The following is an 18,881-nucleotide window of genomic DNA, read 5'->3' on the forward strand; positions in this document are numbered from 1 at the left end:
ACGTTGCACCACATCAAAGCCTTTGATATAAAAAGTCTGCGCTAGCAAGAACAATCAAGAAGCTCGTCGCATCGAGCCCGCAATACCTTTACTCGCCCAGCGATAGATTTCTATCGCTGGGCATTTTATTTTCAGCACCCCAGTGGCTCACCCATTCGTTTTACATACAAAACCAGCAGATTAGACCAGATGCAGCTTGATTCGGTTTACGCTAAAAAAGAGTTGATCAAAGCTGTGTTTGTCACCTACATTAGAAGTCATAGAACAACGTCGATGGGGAATGTCATGCTAAAGCAATTGGAAAGAGCTGAGCAAAAATGGAGAGGCTCCAATTCACTGATTGATCAATGGCTCAATCATCGACGTAAGTTGCTGATCCATTACTGCCAAGTTGCCGGATTGCCCCCCTATGAGTCTCACGATAAATCACTCCCCAGCTTTCAATCAGTTAAAGAGTTTTGCGATCTGTTAGTCGATTACGTGTCAGAAGGTCACTTTGAGGTTTACGATCGCCTGATTAGCGCCTGTGACAACAATGGGCAATCGAGCCAAAGCCTAACTCATGAGGTGATGCCAAAGATCAGTGAGACGACCGATCTAGCGCTCGACTTTAGCGACAAATACACCGAAGCCGATGATGACAAAATTCTGTATCAACTCGACCATGATTTATCATCCCTTGGTGACGCTATGGAAACCCGTTTTCAACTAGAAGACCAACTATTAGAAGCACTGCATCGTAAATCTGCTTAAGGTTGCACTTAAGTGATAGATTACATTTAAACAGCAATTTACTCACATTAAAAAGGCCAGCTAATAAGCTGGCCTTTTTGCTGTTTACCTAATCGAATCGATTCATTTATACCGCAGACTGGAAGATCACTTCGCCCGCTTTTTGAGTATAAGATTCAATTTTGTCGAAGTTCAAGTAGCGATAAGTATCTGATGCTGTCGCATCGAGCTCTTTAGCATAATCTTGATATTCAGTGACGCTTGGTAGACGACCCAGTAATGCCGCCACCGCCGCTAGCTCAGCCGAGGCTAAGTAAACGTTAGCCCCCGTACCTAAACGGTTAGGGAAGTTACGCGTAGAGGTTGAAACCACAGTTGCGCCTTCGGCTACACGTGCCTGGTTACCCATACACAATGAACAGCCAGGGATCTCGATACGCGCACCGACACGACCGAAGATAGCGTAGTAACCTTCTTCAGTGAGCTGGTCTCTGTCCATCTTAGTTGGCGGCGCGATCCATAGACGTGTTGGCAAGGTCGTTGCAAACTTGTCTAGCATCTTACCGGTTGCGCGGAAGTGACCAATGTTAGTCATACAAGAACCAACGAAGACTTCGTCAATCTTAGTATCGGCAACCGATGACAATAGCACTGCGTCATCTGGATCGTTTGGCGCACACAAAATAGGCTCTTTGATCTCATTCAAATCGATTTCGATCACTTCAGCGTATTCAGCGTCGCTGTCGGCTTCCATCAACTCTGGGTTCGCAATCCACTCTTGCATCGCAGTAATACGGCGCTCGATAGTACGACGGTCACCATAGCCTTCGGCGATCATCCACTTTAACATGACGATGTTAGAGTTGAGATATTCGATGATAGGCTCTTTATCTAGCTTGATGGTACACCCTGCAGCACTACGCTCGGCTGAGGCATCAGATAGCTCAAACGCTTGCTCAACTTTCAGCTTTTCAAGGCCTTCAATCTCCAGTACTCGACCAGAGAAAGCATTAATTTTACCTTTCTTCTCAACGGTCAGTAAGCCCATTTCGATAGCTTTGAGCGGAATAGCATGTACCAAGTCACGCAATGTGATACCGGGCTGCATCTCACCTTTAAAGCGTACCAATACAGATTCAGGCATATCCAGCGGCATAACACCTGTCGCGGCAGCAAACGCCACTAGACCGGAACCTGCTGGGAATGAGATACCGATTGGGAAACGCGTATGCGAGTCACCACCCGTACCAACCGTATCAGGCAGTAGCATGCGGTTTAACCACGAATGGATAACCCCGTCACCTGGACGCAGTGACACACCGCCACGGTTCATGATGAAATCAGGTAGCGTGTGATGCGTGTTCACGTCAACTGGCTTTGGATAAGCCGCGGTGTGACAGAAAGACTGCATGGTCAAATCGGCGCTAAAGCCAAGACAAGCCAAATCTTTTAGCTCATCACGGGTCATAGGGCCGGTCGTGTCTTGAGAACCGACAGAGGTCATCTTAGGTTCGCAGTATTGGTTTGGACGCACACCAGCAACACCACACGCCTTACCGACCATCTTCTGCGCTAGGGTGTAACCCTTGCCAGAATCAACCACATCTTGTGGACGAACAAAAATATCTGATGCAGGTAACCCTAGTGTTTCACGTGCACGATCAGTCAGGCCACGGCCGATGATCAATGGAATACGTCCACCAGCACGCACTTCATCTAACAAGACTTCGGTTTTCAGTTTGAATTCTGAAATCACTTCGTCAGTGCCGTGACGCTTAACCACACCTTGATATGGGTAGATATCAATCACATCACCCATGTTCATTTCGTTAACATCAAGCTCGATAGGCAAAGCGCCAGCATCTTCCATGGTGTTAAAGAAAATTGGGGCAATTTTACCGCCTAGACAGAAACCGCCAGCGCGTTTGTTAGGCACATAAGGAATATCATCGCCCATAAACCACAATACTGAGTTAGTAGCTGATTTACGTGAAGAGCCGGTACCGACAACATCACCCACGTACACGAGTGGATGACCTTTCTCTTTAAGGCTTGCGATCTCTTTGATTGGACCCACAACACCTGGCTCATCGGGTACGATACCGTCACGGGCATTTTTTAGCATAGCTAAAGCGTGCAATGGAATATCAGGACGAGACCAGGCATCTGGCGCGGGAGACAAGTCGTCGGTGTTGGTTTCACCGGTCACTTTGAATACGGTCAGGGTCACTTTTTCAGCTAGCTTCGGACGGTTCAAGAACCACTCGGCATTCGCCCAAGACTCAACCACTTGCTTAGCATGAGCGTTACCCGCTTGCATCTTCTCAACGACATCGTGATACGCATCAAACATCAGTAGGGTATTTGATAAGGCTTTCGCCGCTAACGGTGCCTGGGCATCGTTGTCCAGCTGAGCAATCAGTGGCTCAATGTTGTAGCCGCCTTGCATAGTGCCAAGCAGTTCAACAGCGCGCGCTGAAGATAGGATAGGTGAAGTCACCTCACCTTTGGCAAGTGCATCAAGAAAGCCTGCTTTGACGTATGCAGCTTCATCGACACCGGGTGGAATTCGATTTTCTAGCAGGTCAAGAATAAATTCTTGCTCACCCGCTGGCGGATTTTTGACTAATTCGATTAACTCGGCCACTTGATGGGCATCTAGTGGCTTAGGGACTACGCCCTCTGCAGCACGTTCTGCGACGTGTTTACGATATGCTTCTAGCACGGCAACATTCCTCTTTGTTTGGCGTTCTAACAGCGAAACTGCACGTCTTCAATTTTGAAGTAACATTTTGAAGTTAACAGTCAAGCAGGCTTAACCCGTATTTCCGGCCGCATTATACTACAGCTTTGCAAAAGTATGAATCAGATCACACTCTTAGAAGTGAGAAATTACCGGGATTCTCTAGGGCGCAAGGCAATTTATCTCAGTGATAAAACAAATGAAATTAGACAATAGTTTGAAACAAGCAATAACTAGTTGATAAACATTAATTTTGGTGCTTAACAATAATTTATTATAAACGCACTAAAAAGCGCATTTATGCGCAAAAATATTTTAAAAAACTTCACCTTATCGGTCGTATTTACCCCAGAAATACGCATAATATTCCATCGACAATGCGTAAATAACCATCAGGAATGGCTCAATGACCCACAAAAGAGTAGCTGCGGTGATCTTCGACATGGACGGGGTATTAATCGACTCTGAACCCAGCTGGCAAGCGGCTGAAATCAATGTATTTAGCCAATTAGGGTTGCCAATTTGCCTACAAGATACGCTACAAACCACCGGATTGCGTATCGACCAAGTGGTCGACTATTGGTATCGACGCCACCCTTGGCCAAATTATGATAATCAAGCCACGGCCAACGCCATTGTGCAGCAAGTCGCGGCAGAAATATTGCGCAGCGGTGAGGCCATGTGTGGCGCCATATCGGCACTGCAAGCCTGCCAAGATAAGCAATTAAAAATTGGCTTAGCCACCTCTTCATCATCGCCACTCATCGAAGCCGTACTGCAAAAACTGGATATAGGCCATTATTTTAATGCCATCTGCAGCGCCGAGTCGCTCACCTTTGGTAAACCGCATCCCGAGGTCTATCTTAATTGCGCAGCCGCTTTACAGGTCACACCCCAAGCGTGTATCGCCATTGAGGATTCCTTTAATGGCCTTATCGCCGCCAGAGCGGCCAATATGCATACTGTGGTGGTTCCGGCAAGCCATGAGGCCGAGCACGCTAAGTGGGCTGCAGCGCACCGTAAACTGGATGACTTGACTCAGTTAAATCACTATTTAACCCAGCTCATGTTTACCCAATAGCGCTAATCACCAGTGAATAAACGTAATGCCTGCTGCCGATTCAGCCATGAAGTAAAAAAGCCCACATCCAGTGATGTCGGCTTTTGCTCGTAATCCAATCACTCGGCTTACATAGGTGGTTGCAATCAAGGCCCAGTGAATATGCTTTAATTCAGGGTTACCAATTTTTACCTAAAAATAAAAACACCGATCTTTCACCGTCATCGGCCCAGCCAAAACCAAAGGCCGCCGGGCCTACCGAGGTATCGGTGCCAAAGTACAGACTGCCGCCATAGATTAACTCATTCATATTGATATCATCGCGTGCCAACCACACGTTACCGGCTTCAATACTGACCCCTAAATAGAGGGGGTAATCGGTCATTCCCAGCATATCGCGGCCAAGATCGTATTGGTAAACAAAGGCGCCAAACGCCTTATGTGGCCCAACGAGCGCATTTTTATGATAACCAGATAAATTAAGGAAGCCACCTAACTCTGAAACGTGCACACTAAATTGATCATCATTATCGACCGTTGCAAACGAAGCCATCCCCACCACGGCATGATTATTAAAACTTAAAGCGCCGCGCCAGCTACCCTCAAATTGAAAAGAGATATCTGATGGATTGGTCGCAATCTCCTGCGGGCTCTCATCTTTGCGATAATAAAAATCCAGTGTAATACGGTTACCCGAGGTCGGGAAATTAATACTGTCGAGATCGTCAAAGCCAAACTTAAGGTAAGCCCCATAGGACTGATAATCTAAATCCCCAGGTAAGAAGCCATTTTCCAAATAGCCGCTCTGCGCGGTAAAGCCTAACTCTACCGCTCCTTGATTGACATAATTATAACCAAGCCCCAGATCGGCAGCATAATTGGTTTGCCCTAAACGCAAAACTCGATTGTTTTTTTCGTAAAAATCCCAATCTTTGCGCTGATAAGAGAGTTCGGTACGAGCAAAAAAACGTTGATCAGAGTCGAGCGGTACATACAGCTCTGACGACAACAGTTTCTCAAACCCCAAGCGTAATTCGTTACGCCACTCCCCCCCATACTCGGTGAGGTCGGTTACGGTGTAAGCCACATCCAATGACACTACAGAATCGAGACTAAAATCATCTTCCCAGCTAAAACCGAGCTGAAAATAATTGGGCCCCCATGATTTAGCTTTAGTGGTCAGTATCAATATTCTGCCAGCATCAGTATCGATAAATTCGGCATTGACTCGCTCAAATTTATCTAATGCATAAATATTTTTAATTCCTTGTTCTAGCGTCTTTTTATCAACAACATCCCCTATATCAACCCCTAAGGTTTCACGCAATAGTTTGGCACTAACTTTAGAGTTGTTTTCAAAACGCAATTCGACCACAGGTTGCAAGATATTATTGTTCCAGCTTGATCGCCGGGCATCTTTTTTTACTTGATAATCGAGGTAGGATGCTTGACTGACTGATAAGCTTTTCAGTTTGTCGATTTGCGCCAATACTGCAGCATCTCCGAGATGATAGGCTTCGGGCATAATGGTGAAATCAGTGGTACTCAGCTCGCCCACATCTGGACGTATCAAAATATCTTGCTCAGTTAGCAGCTGCTTTTGGCGTTCGGTACTGGCGTTGGTCAACATGGTCGATAGCTGATTCAATACCGCTACCGTGCTGGCCAGCTGATCGCGCTTAACCAAAGAAGAGCCAATATCAACCGCAATCACAATATCGGCGCCCATCGCTTTAACCACATCGACAGGCATATTGTTGGCGATACCGCCATCAACCACCATCTTGCCATTGTATTGCGCCGCTTGCAGTGCACCGGGCACCGTTGCCGAGGCTTGCATAGCATCAACTAGACTACCGTGATCCATCACCACGGGCAGGCTAGTTTCTAAATCGGTGGCAACTGCACGATAAGGGATCGCTAGCTGATCGAAGCTACTAAATTTATGGACTAAATCTGTAGAACGTTGCAGCAATATCGACATAGTTTGACCACGAAGCAAGCCATTCGGTACCTTGACCTCTTTGTCGCTGTATCCCACATTGATGGGAATATTAAACCTGTCTCTTTGCTGCTTATCACGGTAACTTAGCGCCTCACGCGGGATGGTATCAGAATAACCATCACTCCAATTTTCCCCCATCATAATGGCTTCAATCTCACTGGCACTGTAGCCCAGCGCATACATGCCACCCACATAAGCCCCGATACTGGTGCCTGTGACAAAATCCACGGGGATCCGTTGCTGTTCGAGCGCCTTCAATACCGCCACGTGAGCAGCCCCTTTTGCACCACCACCACTAAGCACTAGGCCCACTTTGGGTCGAACATCGTCAGCAAGGGCGCTAACGCCATAAAGCAATGTTAAAGATAGCAGCAAAAAACGCATCATATGGGGGTCTTTATTCGAGTGATTGATACAAAGAAATACAGTCTAGCAAACATCTTAACAAACTAAAAAGTTTGCTTTTTATTCAATAACATTAGCAATTAATACTGTGCTGACTTGCGTTGTGGGTGTTGAGGTAAGCCTCAAACTCCGCCACCGCCATGGGCTTAGCAAAGTAGTAACCTTGAATGATGTAACACCCTCGACTAAAGACCTGTTCTAATTGCGCCTTAGTCTCTATACCCTCGGCCACAACCGTTAACTTAAGGTTACGCGCCAGCTCAATAATACTGCTGACAATAGCCTGATCGGCCTCATTATTGGCGATATCGATTAAGAAACAGCGGTCGATTTTTAAGGTGCTGACATCGAAACTGCGTAAATAAGCCAGCGACGAATAGCCGGTACCAAAGTCATCAATGGCCACATCAATGCCTAAAATGCGTAAGGCTTGTAGGTGCTCTTTGGCGATATGAAGCTCCTTCATCAACACCCCTTCGGTGATCTCCAGCCCTAACATTTGCGCTGGCATCCCAGATGTTTGCAATGCCTGTTCAATCCCTTGAATGAAGTCTGGCTGCCTAAAATGCACCGCAGAAATATTGACTGACAGTTGCAATGCATCGCCGTAACGTTTGGCCCATTGAGCCCCTTGCATACAGGCCTGCTTTAGCACCCAGCGATCGATATCAATAATCAAACCACAAGACTCGGCGACCTTAATAAAGATATCGGGACTGATATACCCCTCCTGCGGATGACGCCAACGCAGCAGTGCCTCCATGCCAACCACTGTATCATCTTTTAACATATCGATTTGCGGTTGGTAGTGCAGCTCAAACTCCTCTCGAGCGATAGCTTTATGCAGATCAGCCTCAAGCTTAAGATGGTATAAGGATTCTGCATTGCGCTTTGCAGAGTAATATTGGAAATTGCCCCGCCCCACCTCTTTAGCATGGTACATCGCCTGATCGGCATTTTTAATCAAGGTCTCCGCCTGCTTGGCATCATCGGGCCAGAGACTCACGCCGATACTGGTGGAGATAAAAAACTCACGACCAAAGAGTTCAAACGGCAGCTCAATTTGACGGATTAACGATTCGCATAGATGGTTTATCGCATCTATATCGTTAATGTTACGCAATAAAATCAGGAACTCATCACCACCAAAACGGCACAAAATATGCTCATCAGACACACAAGATTGCAGTCGCTTAGCCGCCTCAACCAGAAGAGCATCGCCCATGCTATGACCATAGGAGTCATTCACACTTTTAAAACGATCGAGATCGAGAAAGATCAGCGCCAACGTCTGGTTATTGGCTTCGGCGCGCTGAATACTTTTATCCAATCGAGTGGAAAATAACGAGCGATTGGGCAGCCCAGTCAACACATCATAGTTAGCTAACTGTCGCAGTGACGCCTCTGTCTGCTTGCGCTCTGAGATGTCGGAGAACACGGCCACATAATGGGTAATCCCTCCACCTTCATTGGTCATCGTCGATAAATTTAACCATACCGGGCACATTTTTTCAGCGGGGGTACAGAAACTATGCTCGCCAGTCCAGGTGTGGTCATGCTCAAGTAAAAGACGAATATCATTATTAGCAGCGTCCATATTTGCAGTTGAGCCATGATGGTGCAGCAATTGAGAGAAGGCACAATCAATCAACTCCTCTGCGCTCATCTGTAATATGGTTTGTGCCGCCTTATTTGATACCTTAACCTGTTCATCAGCATCGAGGATCAGTACCCCTTCTGAGGTGTTACTAAAGGCCTGAGCCAGCAACTTAACGTCATCCTCTAAGCGCCGCTGGGTGGTGATGTCGGTATAAATTCCAGCCACTTTCTTAATCGCACCACTAACAGGGTCAAATTCAAGCGGCTTGCCACTGACACGGGTCCAACCCCAAGTGCCATCGAGACGCCAATATCGATAGTCAACATCTAAACGGTCATCTTGTTGAGTAATTAAGCGTTGCCAGGCTTTAACCACTTTTGCGCGATCATCGTCATGAACAGGAAACTCCTTGATGCTGAGTAACAGCTGCTGTTCATGACTGGGGAAATTGCCACCGTGATTCTCCAAATTGAATAAACCATTATCACTGTGCCATTCCCATAATTCAGAGTCGCTGCCACGCAACGACTGCCGTAGACGGTCTTCACTTTCTCGCAGCGCGCGATTGACTCGTTTAAAGGCCGATAATTGCTTTTGCCTCACCATTAAAAAGCAGAATCCAATGGCGATCGTAGTCATAATAATCAAGGCTTTAAACCAGTCACTGGTTCACCAATAGTCTTGCACACTAAAGGAGTAAGAAAATGGCCTTGGTGACCAGACATCATTTTGCTCACTGAGAATATCTAGGGTGTAATGACCTTCGGGTAAGCCCGCAATATTGACCTGGGACTGCCCTTGCAACAACACATAGTTAGCGGGAGATTGGCCATTATCGCGCCGTAGGCGATACTGCAACTGCAAGGGTAAGTCTGTAAGATAATTTAAACTGGTGAGTTGAAAACTGATCATGTGAGCACCGGGCGCAACAACACTGTTGGGCTCAGGTAAAAGTGACCTTTCGGTGGTTTCATCAAAAAATACCGACATCGACTCCAGCATAATGCCATCAGCAGCCAAACGGTTGCTCAATTTGGAGACATCAATAAGTTCAACCCCATCAGGGCTGCCAATATACAAGCCAATTCCAGGCTCATAAAACGAGGCGCCATCGTTAAGCTCTTCGCTCAAAAGCCCATCTTGCTGCTCGATAACCAAGAGTTTTCCACTGGCTAAATCTTGGCGGATCAATGAAGTGTTGCAGCCCAACACCCGATAATCGGCTAGTTGCTCAATAAAATACACCGAGCCGCATTCAAGTTGCCAATCTTGGGTTAACGTATAATGCTGCCCTGTTTTAGGATAATATTCGACCAACCCATTAGGCGAGGTTCCCAGCCACAATACGTCCGAATCCACTTCACTGATATAACTAATATCGACCGCTCGCTCACCATCATCAATCACATCGCTGCGCGAATAGTAGATCCCCCGATTATCAACATAGCCAAAATGATCACCACCGCCCAACCAGAGCTTACCGTCACTGGCACGAAAAATAGCACGCAGGGGGCTTTGATATTGCTTTCCGTCTATATCTTGTAATGAAAAAGCGTACAGAGCTTGGCTACCTTGATCCCAGTAAAATAATCCTGTCGCCGTGACAAACCACCAACGATGGGTCAACAAGGGATCGTGGTACACCAAATAAATAATCTTATTTTCTAGCGACGATTGACCTCCAGTCCACTGCGCAAAACGTAACATCTGGTTATCATCGCGGTTATAGACAAACAAGCCATTGGTGGTGCCTAGCAAGAGGTGCGCCTCATCAAGTGGCTTAATGCTATATACACTATCACTGACCTCCATCGCATCAATGGAGATCAACTGGCTGCGGCGTTGCTCACGGTTGATTTCAATCAAGCCTTGATCTGTGCCTAGCCATAACCACTCTTGCTGAGCAAAAATACTCCACACCATATCATCGACAAGTTGGTAGGGGGGCTTACGCGTATAGCTCTCTATGACAAACTCGGCGGTATCGGCTAGGATAGCCAGCTCACTTCCTGAGCCACCGACCCAGACAAGATCGTTGCTATCAACCGCGATTTCATGCACATAGTTGAGATCGGCTACTAACTTAATCTGATCATCAAACAGCTTAAATAGCGCGGTATCGGGATGCCATTTTGCCAGTTCATCTCGACCCGCAAGCCACAAAAACCCACTTTTATCTTGGTCAATATCTGAGATATGAAATGAAGCCTGACTCATTTTTTCGACCGTTAACGAATCAGGATGCACACGATATAACCCGTTCGTCGACCCCAACCACACTCGCTGCTGGCTGTCTTCAAATAGGGTATTTATCTGCCCCATCGCTTCGATCCAGGTAAATACTCCCTTTAGCATGCCTAAGCTGTCTCTTAGTTGCAGTTCTCTTTTCTTGGCAAAAATAAATTGGTTGTTAGCACTGGCCGATAACGTTAACCATCTTGAATCCGGATCGTGAGGAAGAGCGTTGACAAAGGTCAATGTCATGGCTTGATAATCAAAACGATACAGCTCTGCAACGTTATTAAGCAGCAGATAATTGCCGTCGCTTAATAAAGATAGACCACGTAAACCACTGCGACGTACATCGCTAAATAACCTCAGATCGGTTTAACGTAACACTGAAATCACGTTGAATTCTGCTGATGTAATATTGAGTTGTGGCTTATTCTCTTTGAGTTGATAAGCCACTAAACCACCTATCACATTAAGCATGAAACCATGTACGCTGCGGTGCCGTGTATGCTCTATTTGTGAGATGTTTTTTAGCTGGTCATTGATTGTTTCGATAATAAATCGTCTAGAAAGCATGGCTCTATCCCATAATGATAAAGCCTTTGCTTTCATATTTTTACGCACGTTATTAACGATAGTTACCCCACGTTCTAATAGGTCGCCTGCTAACGCTTTGCCGATATACCCCTTATCAGCATAGAGTTTATCCATTGATTCAACGACCATATCTTTTACGGGTTTCGTGTCATGAACATTCGCAGGTGTTATTTTGGCTGCAACGATGCCACCTCGATGGTTCACAATAAGATGAAGTTTAAAACCATAGAACCAGCCCATCGTGCCTTTTCCTCGGCTGGCGAGACCTGCTAGCGTTTTATGCCTTGGAATTCGTAAATTATGACAAACCTTAATGCTCGTTGAGTCAACGAACTCGATGCCTGTCGGTTCGCTTTTTAAAGAGGAAAAATAACTGCACATTGGAATGACTGCACTCGGCATGACTTCAAGAAATCGAGTGTAGCTGAGTAAGTTTGGAAAATCAGATTTGTAGAAACGAGCCAGATATCCTGTGTAAAAATTCTTGAAGTCACGATGATTAGACATATGGAAGGCGATGATAATTGTCATAATTTCACTCATCGTCATTCTGCCTGCGCGCTTACGCTTGCGAGTTCCATCGGTTAGGCACTGTTGTTCCCATTGAGGAATAAAAGCATTACAAAAATCATCGACATCACAAAATACATCCACTAAATTATTCATATGCCCTCTGCGTGATTGATTAATCTTGGTCGAGAGATCTGATCACAAAGAGGGCTATTAGTTCAATTTCTTATCCCGAGTTCAGGTTAAATAATGCGTCGCTACCAAATAGGCTAAACTCATCGGTGACCATATTGTACAGATAGGTGTTGGCATAGGTACTGACCAACAAGTGGGTGTCACTCAACGACTCTGTCAAAGTGATAAATTCGTCTGACAGGCGGATACCATCGATATTCTTATCGATTCTTCGTGCCTTGATATCGCTAATTCGATAAAGACCCTCTTCGGTCGACAGCCAGGTGTAACCATGCTTATCGAAAGTAATGTCATTAACCTTCGCATTTTGTAAACCATCACGGGCACTAAACACCCGCTGCACCAACTGATCACCATAAGCAGGCAATAGCAAGCCAACCCATAGAATAGGCAGTAAAAGTAGACGCAAGAGTAACGTCATATTCATAAAAAATGCAGCTCAGCCAGACGAACGGTGAACCATAATAGAGGTGTTGTTATCGCACTCAACCTTTTGTAACAGAAATGATAAAAATAAAGGTGGAATTAGATTAACAAAAAAAAAGCGCTCAATGAGCGCTTTTTTTAATAACTTGAGGTTATTTTTTCTTCTTTGCCTTAGGATTAGGCAAATCAGTGATTGAACCTTCGTAGATTTCAGCAGCAAGACCCACTGACTCATGTAAGGTTGGGTGAGCATGGATCGTTAAGGCTAAATCTTCTGCGTCACAACCCATTTCGATTGCAAGACCAATTTCACCCAGTAGTTCGCCACCGTTAACACCCACGATAGCACCACCAATAACGCGATGAGTCTCTTTATCGAAAATCAGCTTAGTCATGCCGTCAGCGCAGTCTGAAGCGATTGCACGTCCACTGGCCGCCCATGGGAAAGTTGCCGTTTCGTAAGCAATGCCTTGCTCTTTAGCTTCTTTCTCGGTAACACCTACCCAAGCCACTTCTGGGTCTGTGTACGCAATTGATGGGATCACTTTTGGATCGAAGTAGTGCTTCATGCCCGCAATCACTTCAGCGGCAACATGGCCTTCATGCACACCTTTGTGAGCCAGCATTGGTTGACCCACGATATCGCCAATAGCGAAGATGTGCGGCACGTTAGTGCGTAGCTGCTTATCTACATTGATGAAACCACGCTCATCGATGTTAACACCCGCTTTATCAGCGTCGATTAACTTACCGTTTGGCGTACGACCAATGGCAACCAATACTGCGTCATAACGCACAGGCTCAGCCGGGGCTTTTTTGCCTTCCATTGACACATAGATACCATCTTCTTTGGCTTCTACTGCGGTCACTTTAGTTTCAAGAATAAGGTTAAACTTCTTCTTAATCTTCTTCGTGTACACGCGCACGATATCTTTATCGGCAGCAGGGATCACTTGGTCGAACATCTCAACCACGTCAATTTCACTACCCAGTGAAGAGTACACAGTACCCATCTCTAAACCGATGATACCGCCGCCCATAACCAGCAGCTTACCAGGAACTTCTTTCAGCTCTAGCGCGTCAGTTGAGTCCCAAATGCGTGGATCTTCATGAGGAATAAACGGTAACTGGATTGGACGAGAACCCGCAGCGATAATGGCTTTTTCAAAGTGGATCACTTTAACACCATCTTCACCGGCCACTTCAAGCGTGTTAGGACCAGTAAACTTACCTAGGCCATTAACGACGTCGACTTTACGCATCTTAGACATGCCGCCAAGACCGCCAGTCAACTGGCTAATGACGCTTTGCTTAAACTCACGTAGTTTATCAAGATCAATCTGTGGCTCGCCAAAGACCACACCGTGATGAGAAATCGCTTTCGCTTCTTCAATCACTTTAGATACATGCAACAGCGCTTTTGACGGGATACAGCCGACGTTTAGACATACACCACCAAGGGTGCTAAAACGCTCAACGATCACAGTCTCTAGCCCTAAGTCGGCAGCACGAAATGCCGCTGAATAGCCCGCAGGACCCGCCCCTAATACCACTACCTGAGTTTTGATTTCGTTACTCATGTTTTCCTCTATTCTTTTTCATTCCGTTGGGAGGAATCCCGGCCCAACGCTGTATGACGCCAGCTTTTGAACGTATGTTCTTGTAAGGTGGCCGCATTTTAACCTTTCAACGAGTTAAACAAAAGGCTACTCAACCTGAGTAGCCTTAATCATTACAAAATAAGTGTGCGTATGTCGGACAGCATACTTGACAGCGTCACACTGAAGCGTGCGGCCATAGCGCCATCGATAACGCGGTGATCATAAGATAAAGACAGCGGCAACATTAACTTAGGCTCGAAATCTTTACCATTCCACTTAGGTTTAATCTCTGACTTAGACACACCAAGAATCGCCACATCAGGGTAATTCACAATCGGTGTAAATGCTGTGCCACCAATACCGCCAAGGCTAGAGATGGTGAAACAGCTGCCCTGCATGTCGGTCGCTTTTAGCTTACCGTCACGGGCCTTGATAGAGATCTCCATCAGCTCGGCAGATAATTCAAGAATGCCTTTCTTATCGACATCACGTACAATCGGCACGACCAAACCGTTAGGCGTATCGACCGCCACACCGATGTGGTAGTACTTCTTCTTGATCAGCGACTCGCCATCAGGGCTCAAGCTAGCGTTGAACACTGGGAACTGTTGCAGTGTCTTAGCAACGGCTTTCATCATAAACACCAATGGGGTGATCTTGATGCCGCTCTTCTGCTTAGCCGCCAGCTCATTTTGCTGCTTACGGAACGCTTCCATCTCAGTGATATCGGCCTCATCAAACTGTGTCACATGCGGGATCGTGACCCAGTTACGGTGAAGGTTTGGACCCGAGATCTTCTGAATACGGCTCAGTGGTACTTCTTCCACTTCACCAAACTTAGCAAAATCAACCTTAGGTGCGGCAATCACATTCAGCCCACCAGCGCCACCCGCAACGGCTGTCGCCGCAGTGGCTTTTGGACGGCTTAGCTCATACTTGATAAACGCCTGAACGTCTTCCTTAAGAATACGTCCTTTACGTCCAGTACCAGTAACTAGGTTTAAGTCGGCACCAAATTCGCGTGCTAAACGGCGCACTGCAGGTGAGGCATGAACCGCGCCTGTCTTAGGCGTGCTACCGGCACTTGGGTGATGCGGTACTGGCGGCTTACTGGCCGCTGGAGCCTGTACAGGCGCAGCAGGAGCAACTGGCGCGGGCGCTGCGGCTGGTGTAGGTGCTGCAGCTGGCGCAGCAGACTGAGTTTCAACCGTAGCAATCACACTACCTTGAGACACTTTATCGCCCACCTTCACCGTTAACGACACCAGTTTACCGGCAAATGGCGCTGGCACTTCCATGGTCGCTTTATCGGTTTCAAGCGTGATAAGGCCTTGGTCGGCTTCAATCATATCGCCGACAGCCACCAACACTTCAATCACATCGACATCAGATGCATCGCCAATATCTGGCACGGCAATCTCTTTCACTTCAACCCTAGTTGCTGCTTGCGCGGCCGCAGGAGCTGGAGCAGCCTCTGCAACGGGTGCAGGCGCAGCGGCTTCACCGCCAGCAACTTGCAGCATCAATACTAGCGAGCCTTGAGACACCTTATCACCCACAGCGACTTTCAGTTCAGTCACCACACCCGCAGCAGGTGCAGGCACCTCCATGGTGGCTTTATCGGTTTCAAGGGTGATAAGCCCAGTATCCACATCGATACTGTCGCCCACAGCCACTAAGACTTCAATCACATCAACATCTGACGCATCGCCGATATCAGGCACGGTCACTTCAATGATTTGTGACCCAGATGCAGGCGCGGCAACAGGAGCAGGTTCAGCGGCAGGCGTGGCAGCGGGTGCTGACGTTTCTGCTGCTGGTTTTTCTGCTGCTGGCGCAGGCGCTGCAGTCTCTGCCCCCGCGGCGCTCATCATCGCAATCAAGGTGCCTTCTGACACTGTGTCGCCTACGGCCACTTTCAGCTCAGCAAGGGTGCCAGCGAAAGGCGCAGGAATATCCATGGTCGCCTTATCGCTTTCTACCGTAATGATCGACTCTTCTGCTTCGATACTGTCACCGACAGCAACACAGATCTCGATAACTTGTACTTCATCCCCACCAATATCGGGGACTAACACTTCTTTTAATTCAGCCATTATCTGTCCCCTTACGCGTACTGTGGGTTGATCTTATCAACGTCGATGCCGTATTCAGCAATCGCTTTAGTCAACACATCCACTGGCAATTCATTGCGGTCAACAAGTGACTTAAGTGCAGCGATAACAATAAACTTAGCGTCCACTTCAAAGTGATGACGTAAGTTTTCGCGGCTGTCAGAGCGGCCGAAACCGTCAGTGCCCAATACTTTGTAATCGGTTGGCACATACGCGCGCAGTTGCTCGCCGTATATCTTCATGTAGTCCGTCGCCACAATGGCAGGTGACTCACTCGACAGTACTTGGCTAATGTAAGCCTGCTTTGGCGTTTCAGTTGGGTGCAGCATGTTGTAACGCTCAGCAGCCTGACCATCGCGAGTTAGCTCGTTGAAGCTAGTGACGCTAAAGACATCTGACGAAATACCGAAATCTTTTGCCAGCGCTTGCGCCGCTTTACGCACTTGCTCAAGGATGGTGCCACAGCCCATAAGCTGTACCTTACCTTTGCCGCTACCCGAAACAGACTCAAGCTTGTAGATACCTTTAACGATACCCTCTTCTGCGCCTTCAGGCATTTCTGGCTGAACGTAGTTTTCGTTCATTGTGGTCAAGTAGTAGAAGATATCTTCTTGGTTTTCGCCATACATACGACGGATACCATCTTGAACCACAACCGCAATCTCATAACCGTAAGTTGGATCATAAGAGATACAGTTTGGAATTGTGTTGGCTAATACATGGCTGTGACCATCTTGATGCTGCAGACCTTCGCCGTTAAGCGTGGTACGCCCTGACGTGCCACCGACCATAAAGCCACGCGCACGCATATCACCAGCAGCCCATGCCATATCACCAATACGTTGGAAACCAAACATAGAGTAATAGATATAGAAAGGAATCGTTGGCATGTCGTTAACCGAATAACTGGTTGCCGCCGCGACCCAAGATGACATTGCACCTAGCTCGTTAATCCCTTCTTGCAGTACTTGGCCCGACTTATCTTCGCGGTAGTAAGCCACTTGATCAGAGTCTTGTGGGATATACTTCTGCCCTTCGTGTGCGTAAATACCCACTTGACGGAACAGACCTTCCATACCAAAAGTACGCGCTTCATCAGGAATAATCGGCACGATACGCTTACCGATTTTCTTGTCTTTGAGCAGTGCAGTCAAAATACGCACAAACGCCATGGTGCTTGAAATTTCACGGCCATTAGAGCCTTTAAGCACTGAATCAAAAATCTTCAGTGATGGCACTTCTAGATCTTCTGAGAATTTAGAGCGACGCGCAGGCATTGCCCCATGCAGCTCTTCACGACGTGCTTTGAGGTACTTAACTTCTTCAGAATCAGCACCTGGATGATAGAAAGGAATATCTTCTAATTGGTCATCGCTAATCGGAATATTGAAACGATCACGGAAGTATTTAAGCGATTCAACACCCATCTTCTTCACGTTGTGGGCGATGTTTTTACCTTCACCCGCATCACCCATACCATAACCTTTTACGGTTTTAGCTAGGATAACCGTTGGACGACCCTTAGTGTTTTTAGCATGCTGCAGCGCAGCAAAAATCTTAACTGGGTCATGACCACCACGGTTTAGACGCCAAATGTCATCATCTGACATGTTAGCGACCATCTCGGCAGTCTCTGGGTACTTACCAAAGAAGTGCTCACGCGTATACGCGCCGCCTTTGGCTTTACAGTTTTGGTATTCACCATCAACGGTTTCTTCCATCAACTGCAGTAGCTTACCGCTAGTGTCACGCGCTAATAGTGGATCCCAGTAGCGACCCCAAATCACTTTAACCGCTTCCCAGCCTGCGCCGCGGAATTCGCCTTCAAGTTCTTGGATGATCTTACCGTTACCGCGAACAGGGCCATCGAGGCGCTGTAAGTTACAGTTAACAATAAAGACTAAGTTATCCAGCTCTTCACGGGCAGCAAGGCCGATGGCACCTAATGTTTCAGGCTCATCACACTCACCATCACCCAAGAAGCAGTATACGGTTTGCTCAGAGCAATCTTTCAGACCACGGTCGGTAAGATACTTAAGGTAACGTGCTTGGTAAATCGCTTGAATTGGACCAAGACCCATAGAAACCGTAGGGAACTGCCAGTAGTCAGGCATTAACTTAGGGTGTGGGTATGAAGAGAGACCTTTGCCATCAACTTCTTGACGGAAGTTGTTCATCTGATCTTCGGTAATACGCCCTTCAAGGAATGAACGCGAGTAGATACCCGGTGCAATATGACCTTGGAAATAAACCAAATCGCCGCCATCTTTTTCATTAGGCGCACGGAAGAAATGGTTAAAACACACATCGTAAATCGTGGCACTAGAGGCGAAACTGGAAATGTGACCACCTAGCTCAAGATCTTTTTTCGATCCGCGCAGTACCATAGCCAAAGCGTTCCAGCGCACGATAGCGCGAATACGACGCTCCATCTCTTGGTTGCCAGGCATATGTGGCTCTTGGCCAGCTGGAATCGTATTTAAATACGCAGTCGTCGCTTTATAAGGTAGATGGGTACCGTTACGACGCGCCTTATCGATTAGCTTTTCTAACAGATAATGAGCACGCTCTGGGCCTTCCTGCTCTAATACAGCTTGCAGTGAATCAACCCACTCTTGAGTCTCTAACGGATCTAAATCTTGTAGCATATGTTCAGACATT

The 18,881-nt window shown here is 47.0% G+C and carries 11 protein-coding genes; 2 read left to right on the forward strand and 9 right to left on the reverse strand.

All coding sequences use genetic code 11. The features are described from left to right. Positions 1-285: 285 nt before the first annotated feature. Positions 286-753: a sigma D regulator gene (gene rsd / locus AC0VXX_RS15655; protein ID WP_475517054.1), complete on the forward strand. Its 468-nt coding sequence runs from the start codon at positions 286-288 to the stop codon at positions 751-753. A gap of 106 nt (positions 754-859) precedes the next feature. On the opposite strand, the gene acnB is transcribed toward rsd, so the two are convergent. Continuing rightward, complete coding sequence (acnB, locus tag AC0VXX_RS15660) at positions 860-3,457, reverse strand: bifunctional aconitate hydratase 2/2-methylisocitrate dehydratase (protein WP_475515022.1); 2,598 nt, start codon at positions 3,455-3,457, stop codon at positions 860-862. 424 nt (positions 3,458-3,881) lie between these two features. Between acnB and hxpB the strand changes: the two genes are divergently transcribed. Beyond that, the gene (hxpB, locus tag AC0VXX_RS15665) at positions 3,882-4,556 is read left to right on the forward strand and encodes a hexitol phosphatase HxpB (protein WP_475515023.1); all 675 of its coding nucleotides are present in this window, start codon (positions 3,882-3,884) and stop codon (positions 4,554-4,556) included. Positions 4,557-4,713: 157 nt separating this feature from the next. Here hxpB and AC0VXX_RS15670 read toward each other — a convergent pair whose 3' ends face one another. The 8 genes from AC0VXX_RS15670 to aceE all read right to left on the reverse strand — a co-directional run bounded on the left by AC0VXX_RS15670 (position 4,714) and on the right by aceE (position 18,880). Then, positions 4,714-6,927, reverse strand: coding sequence for a patatin-like phospholipase family protein (locus AC0VXX_RS15670; protein ID WP_475515024.1), 2,214 nt, complete (start codon positions 6,925-6,927; stop codon positions 4,714-4,716). A 91-nt stretch (positions 6,928-7,018) separates the two neighbouring features. Further along, a complete protein-coding gene (locus AC0VXX_RS15675; protein WP_475515025.1) occupies positions 7,019-9,184 on the reverse strand; it encodes a putative bifunctional diguanylate cyclase/phosphodiesterase in 2,166 nt (721 codons plus the stop codon). Positions 9,185-9,214: 30 nt separating this feature from the next. Then, complete coding sequence (locus AC0VXX_RS15680) at positions 9,215-11,029, reverse strand: ligand-binding sensor domain-containing protein (protein ID WP_475515026.1); 1,815 nt, start codon at positions 11,027-11,029, stop codon at positions 9,215-9,217. 123 nt (positions 11,030-11,152) lie between these two features. Further along, complete coding sequence (locus AC0VXX_RS15685) at positions 11,153-12,040, reverse strand: IS982 family transposase (protein ID WP_475514308.1); 888 nt, start codon at positions 12,038-12,040, stop codon at positions 11,153-11,155. 70 nt (positions 12,041-12,110) lie between these two features. After that, positions 12,111-12,506, reverse strand: coding sequence for a hypothetical protein (locus tag AC0VXX_RS15690; protein ID WP_475515027.1), 396 nt, complete (start codon positions 12,504-12,506; stop codon positions 12,111-12,113). Between the two features lie 151 nt (positions 12,507-12,657). Next, positions 12,658-14,085 (reverse strand): dihydrolipoyl dehydrogenase, encoded by a 1,428-nt coding sequence (gene lpdA / locus AC0VXX_RS15695; protein WP_475515028.1) that lies wholly within the window; start codon positions 14,083-14,085, stop codon positions 12,658-12,660. 152 nt (positions 14,086-14,237) lie between these two features. Continuing rightward, complete coding sequence (gene aceF / locus AC0VXX_RS15700; RefSeq protein WP_475515029.1) at positions 14,238-16,202, reverse strand: pyruvate dehydrogenase complex dihydrolipoyllysine-residue acetyltransferase; 1,965 nt, start codon at positions 16,200-16,202, stop codon at positions 14,238-14,240. An 11-nt stretch (positions 16,203-16,213) separates the two neighbouring features. Then, positions 16,214-18,880 carry a pyruvate dehydrogenase (acetyl-transferring), homodimeric type gene (aceE, locus tag AC0VXX_RS15705; protein WP_475515030.1) on the reverse strand — a complete coding sequence of 889 codons (2,667 nt, stop codon included), beginning with the start codon at positions 18,878-18,880 and terminating at the stop codon, positions 16,214-16,216. Between the last annotated feature and the right edge of the window lies 1 nt (position 18,881).

The organism is Shewanella sp. QJM3NY_23 (genome assembly GCF_056173105.1).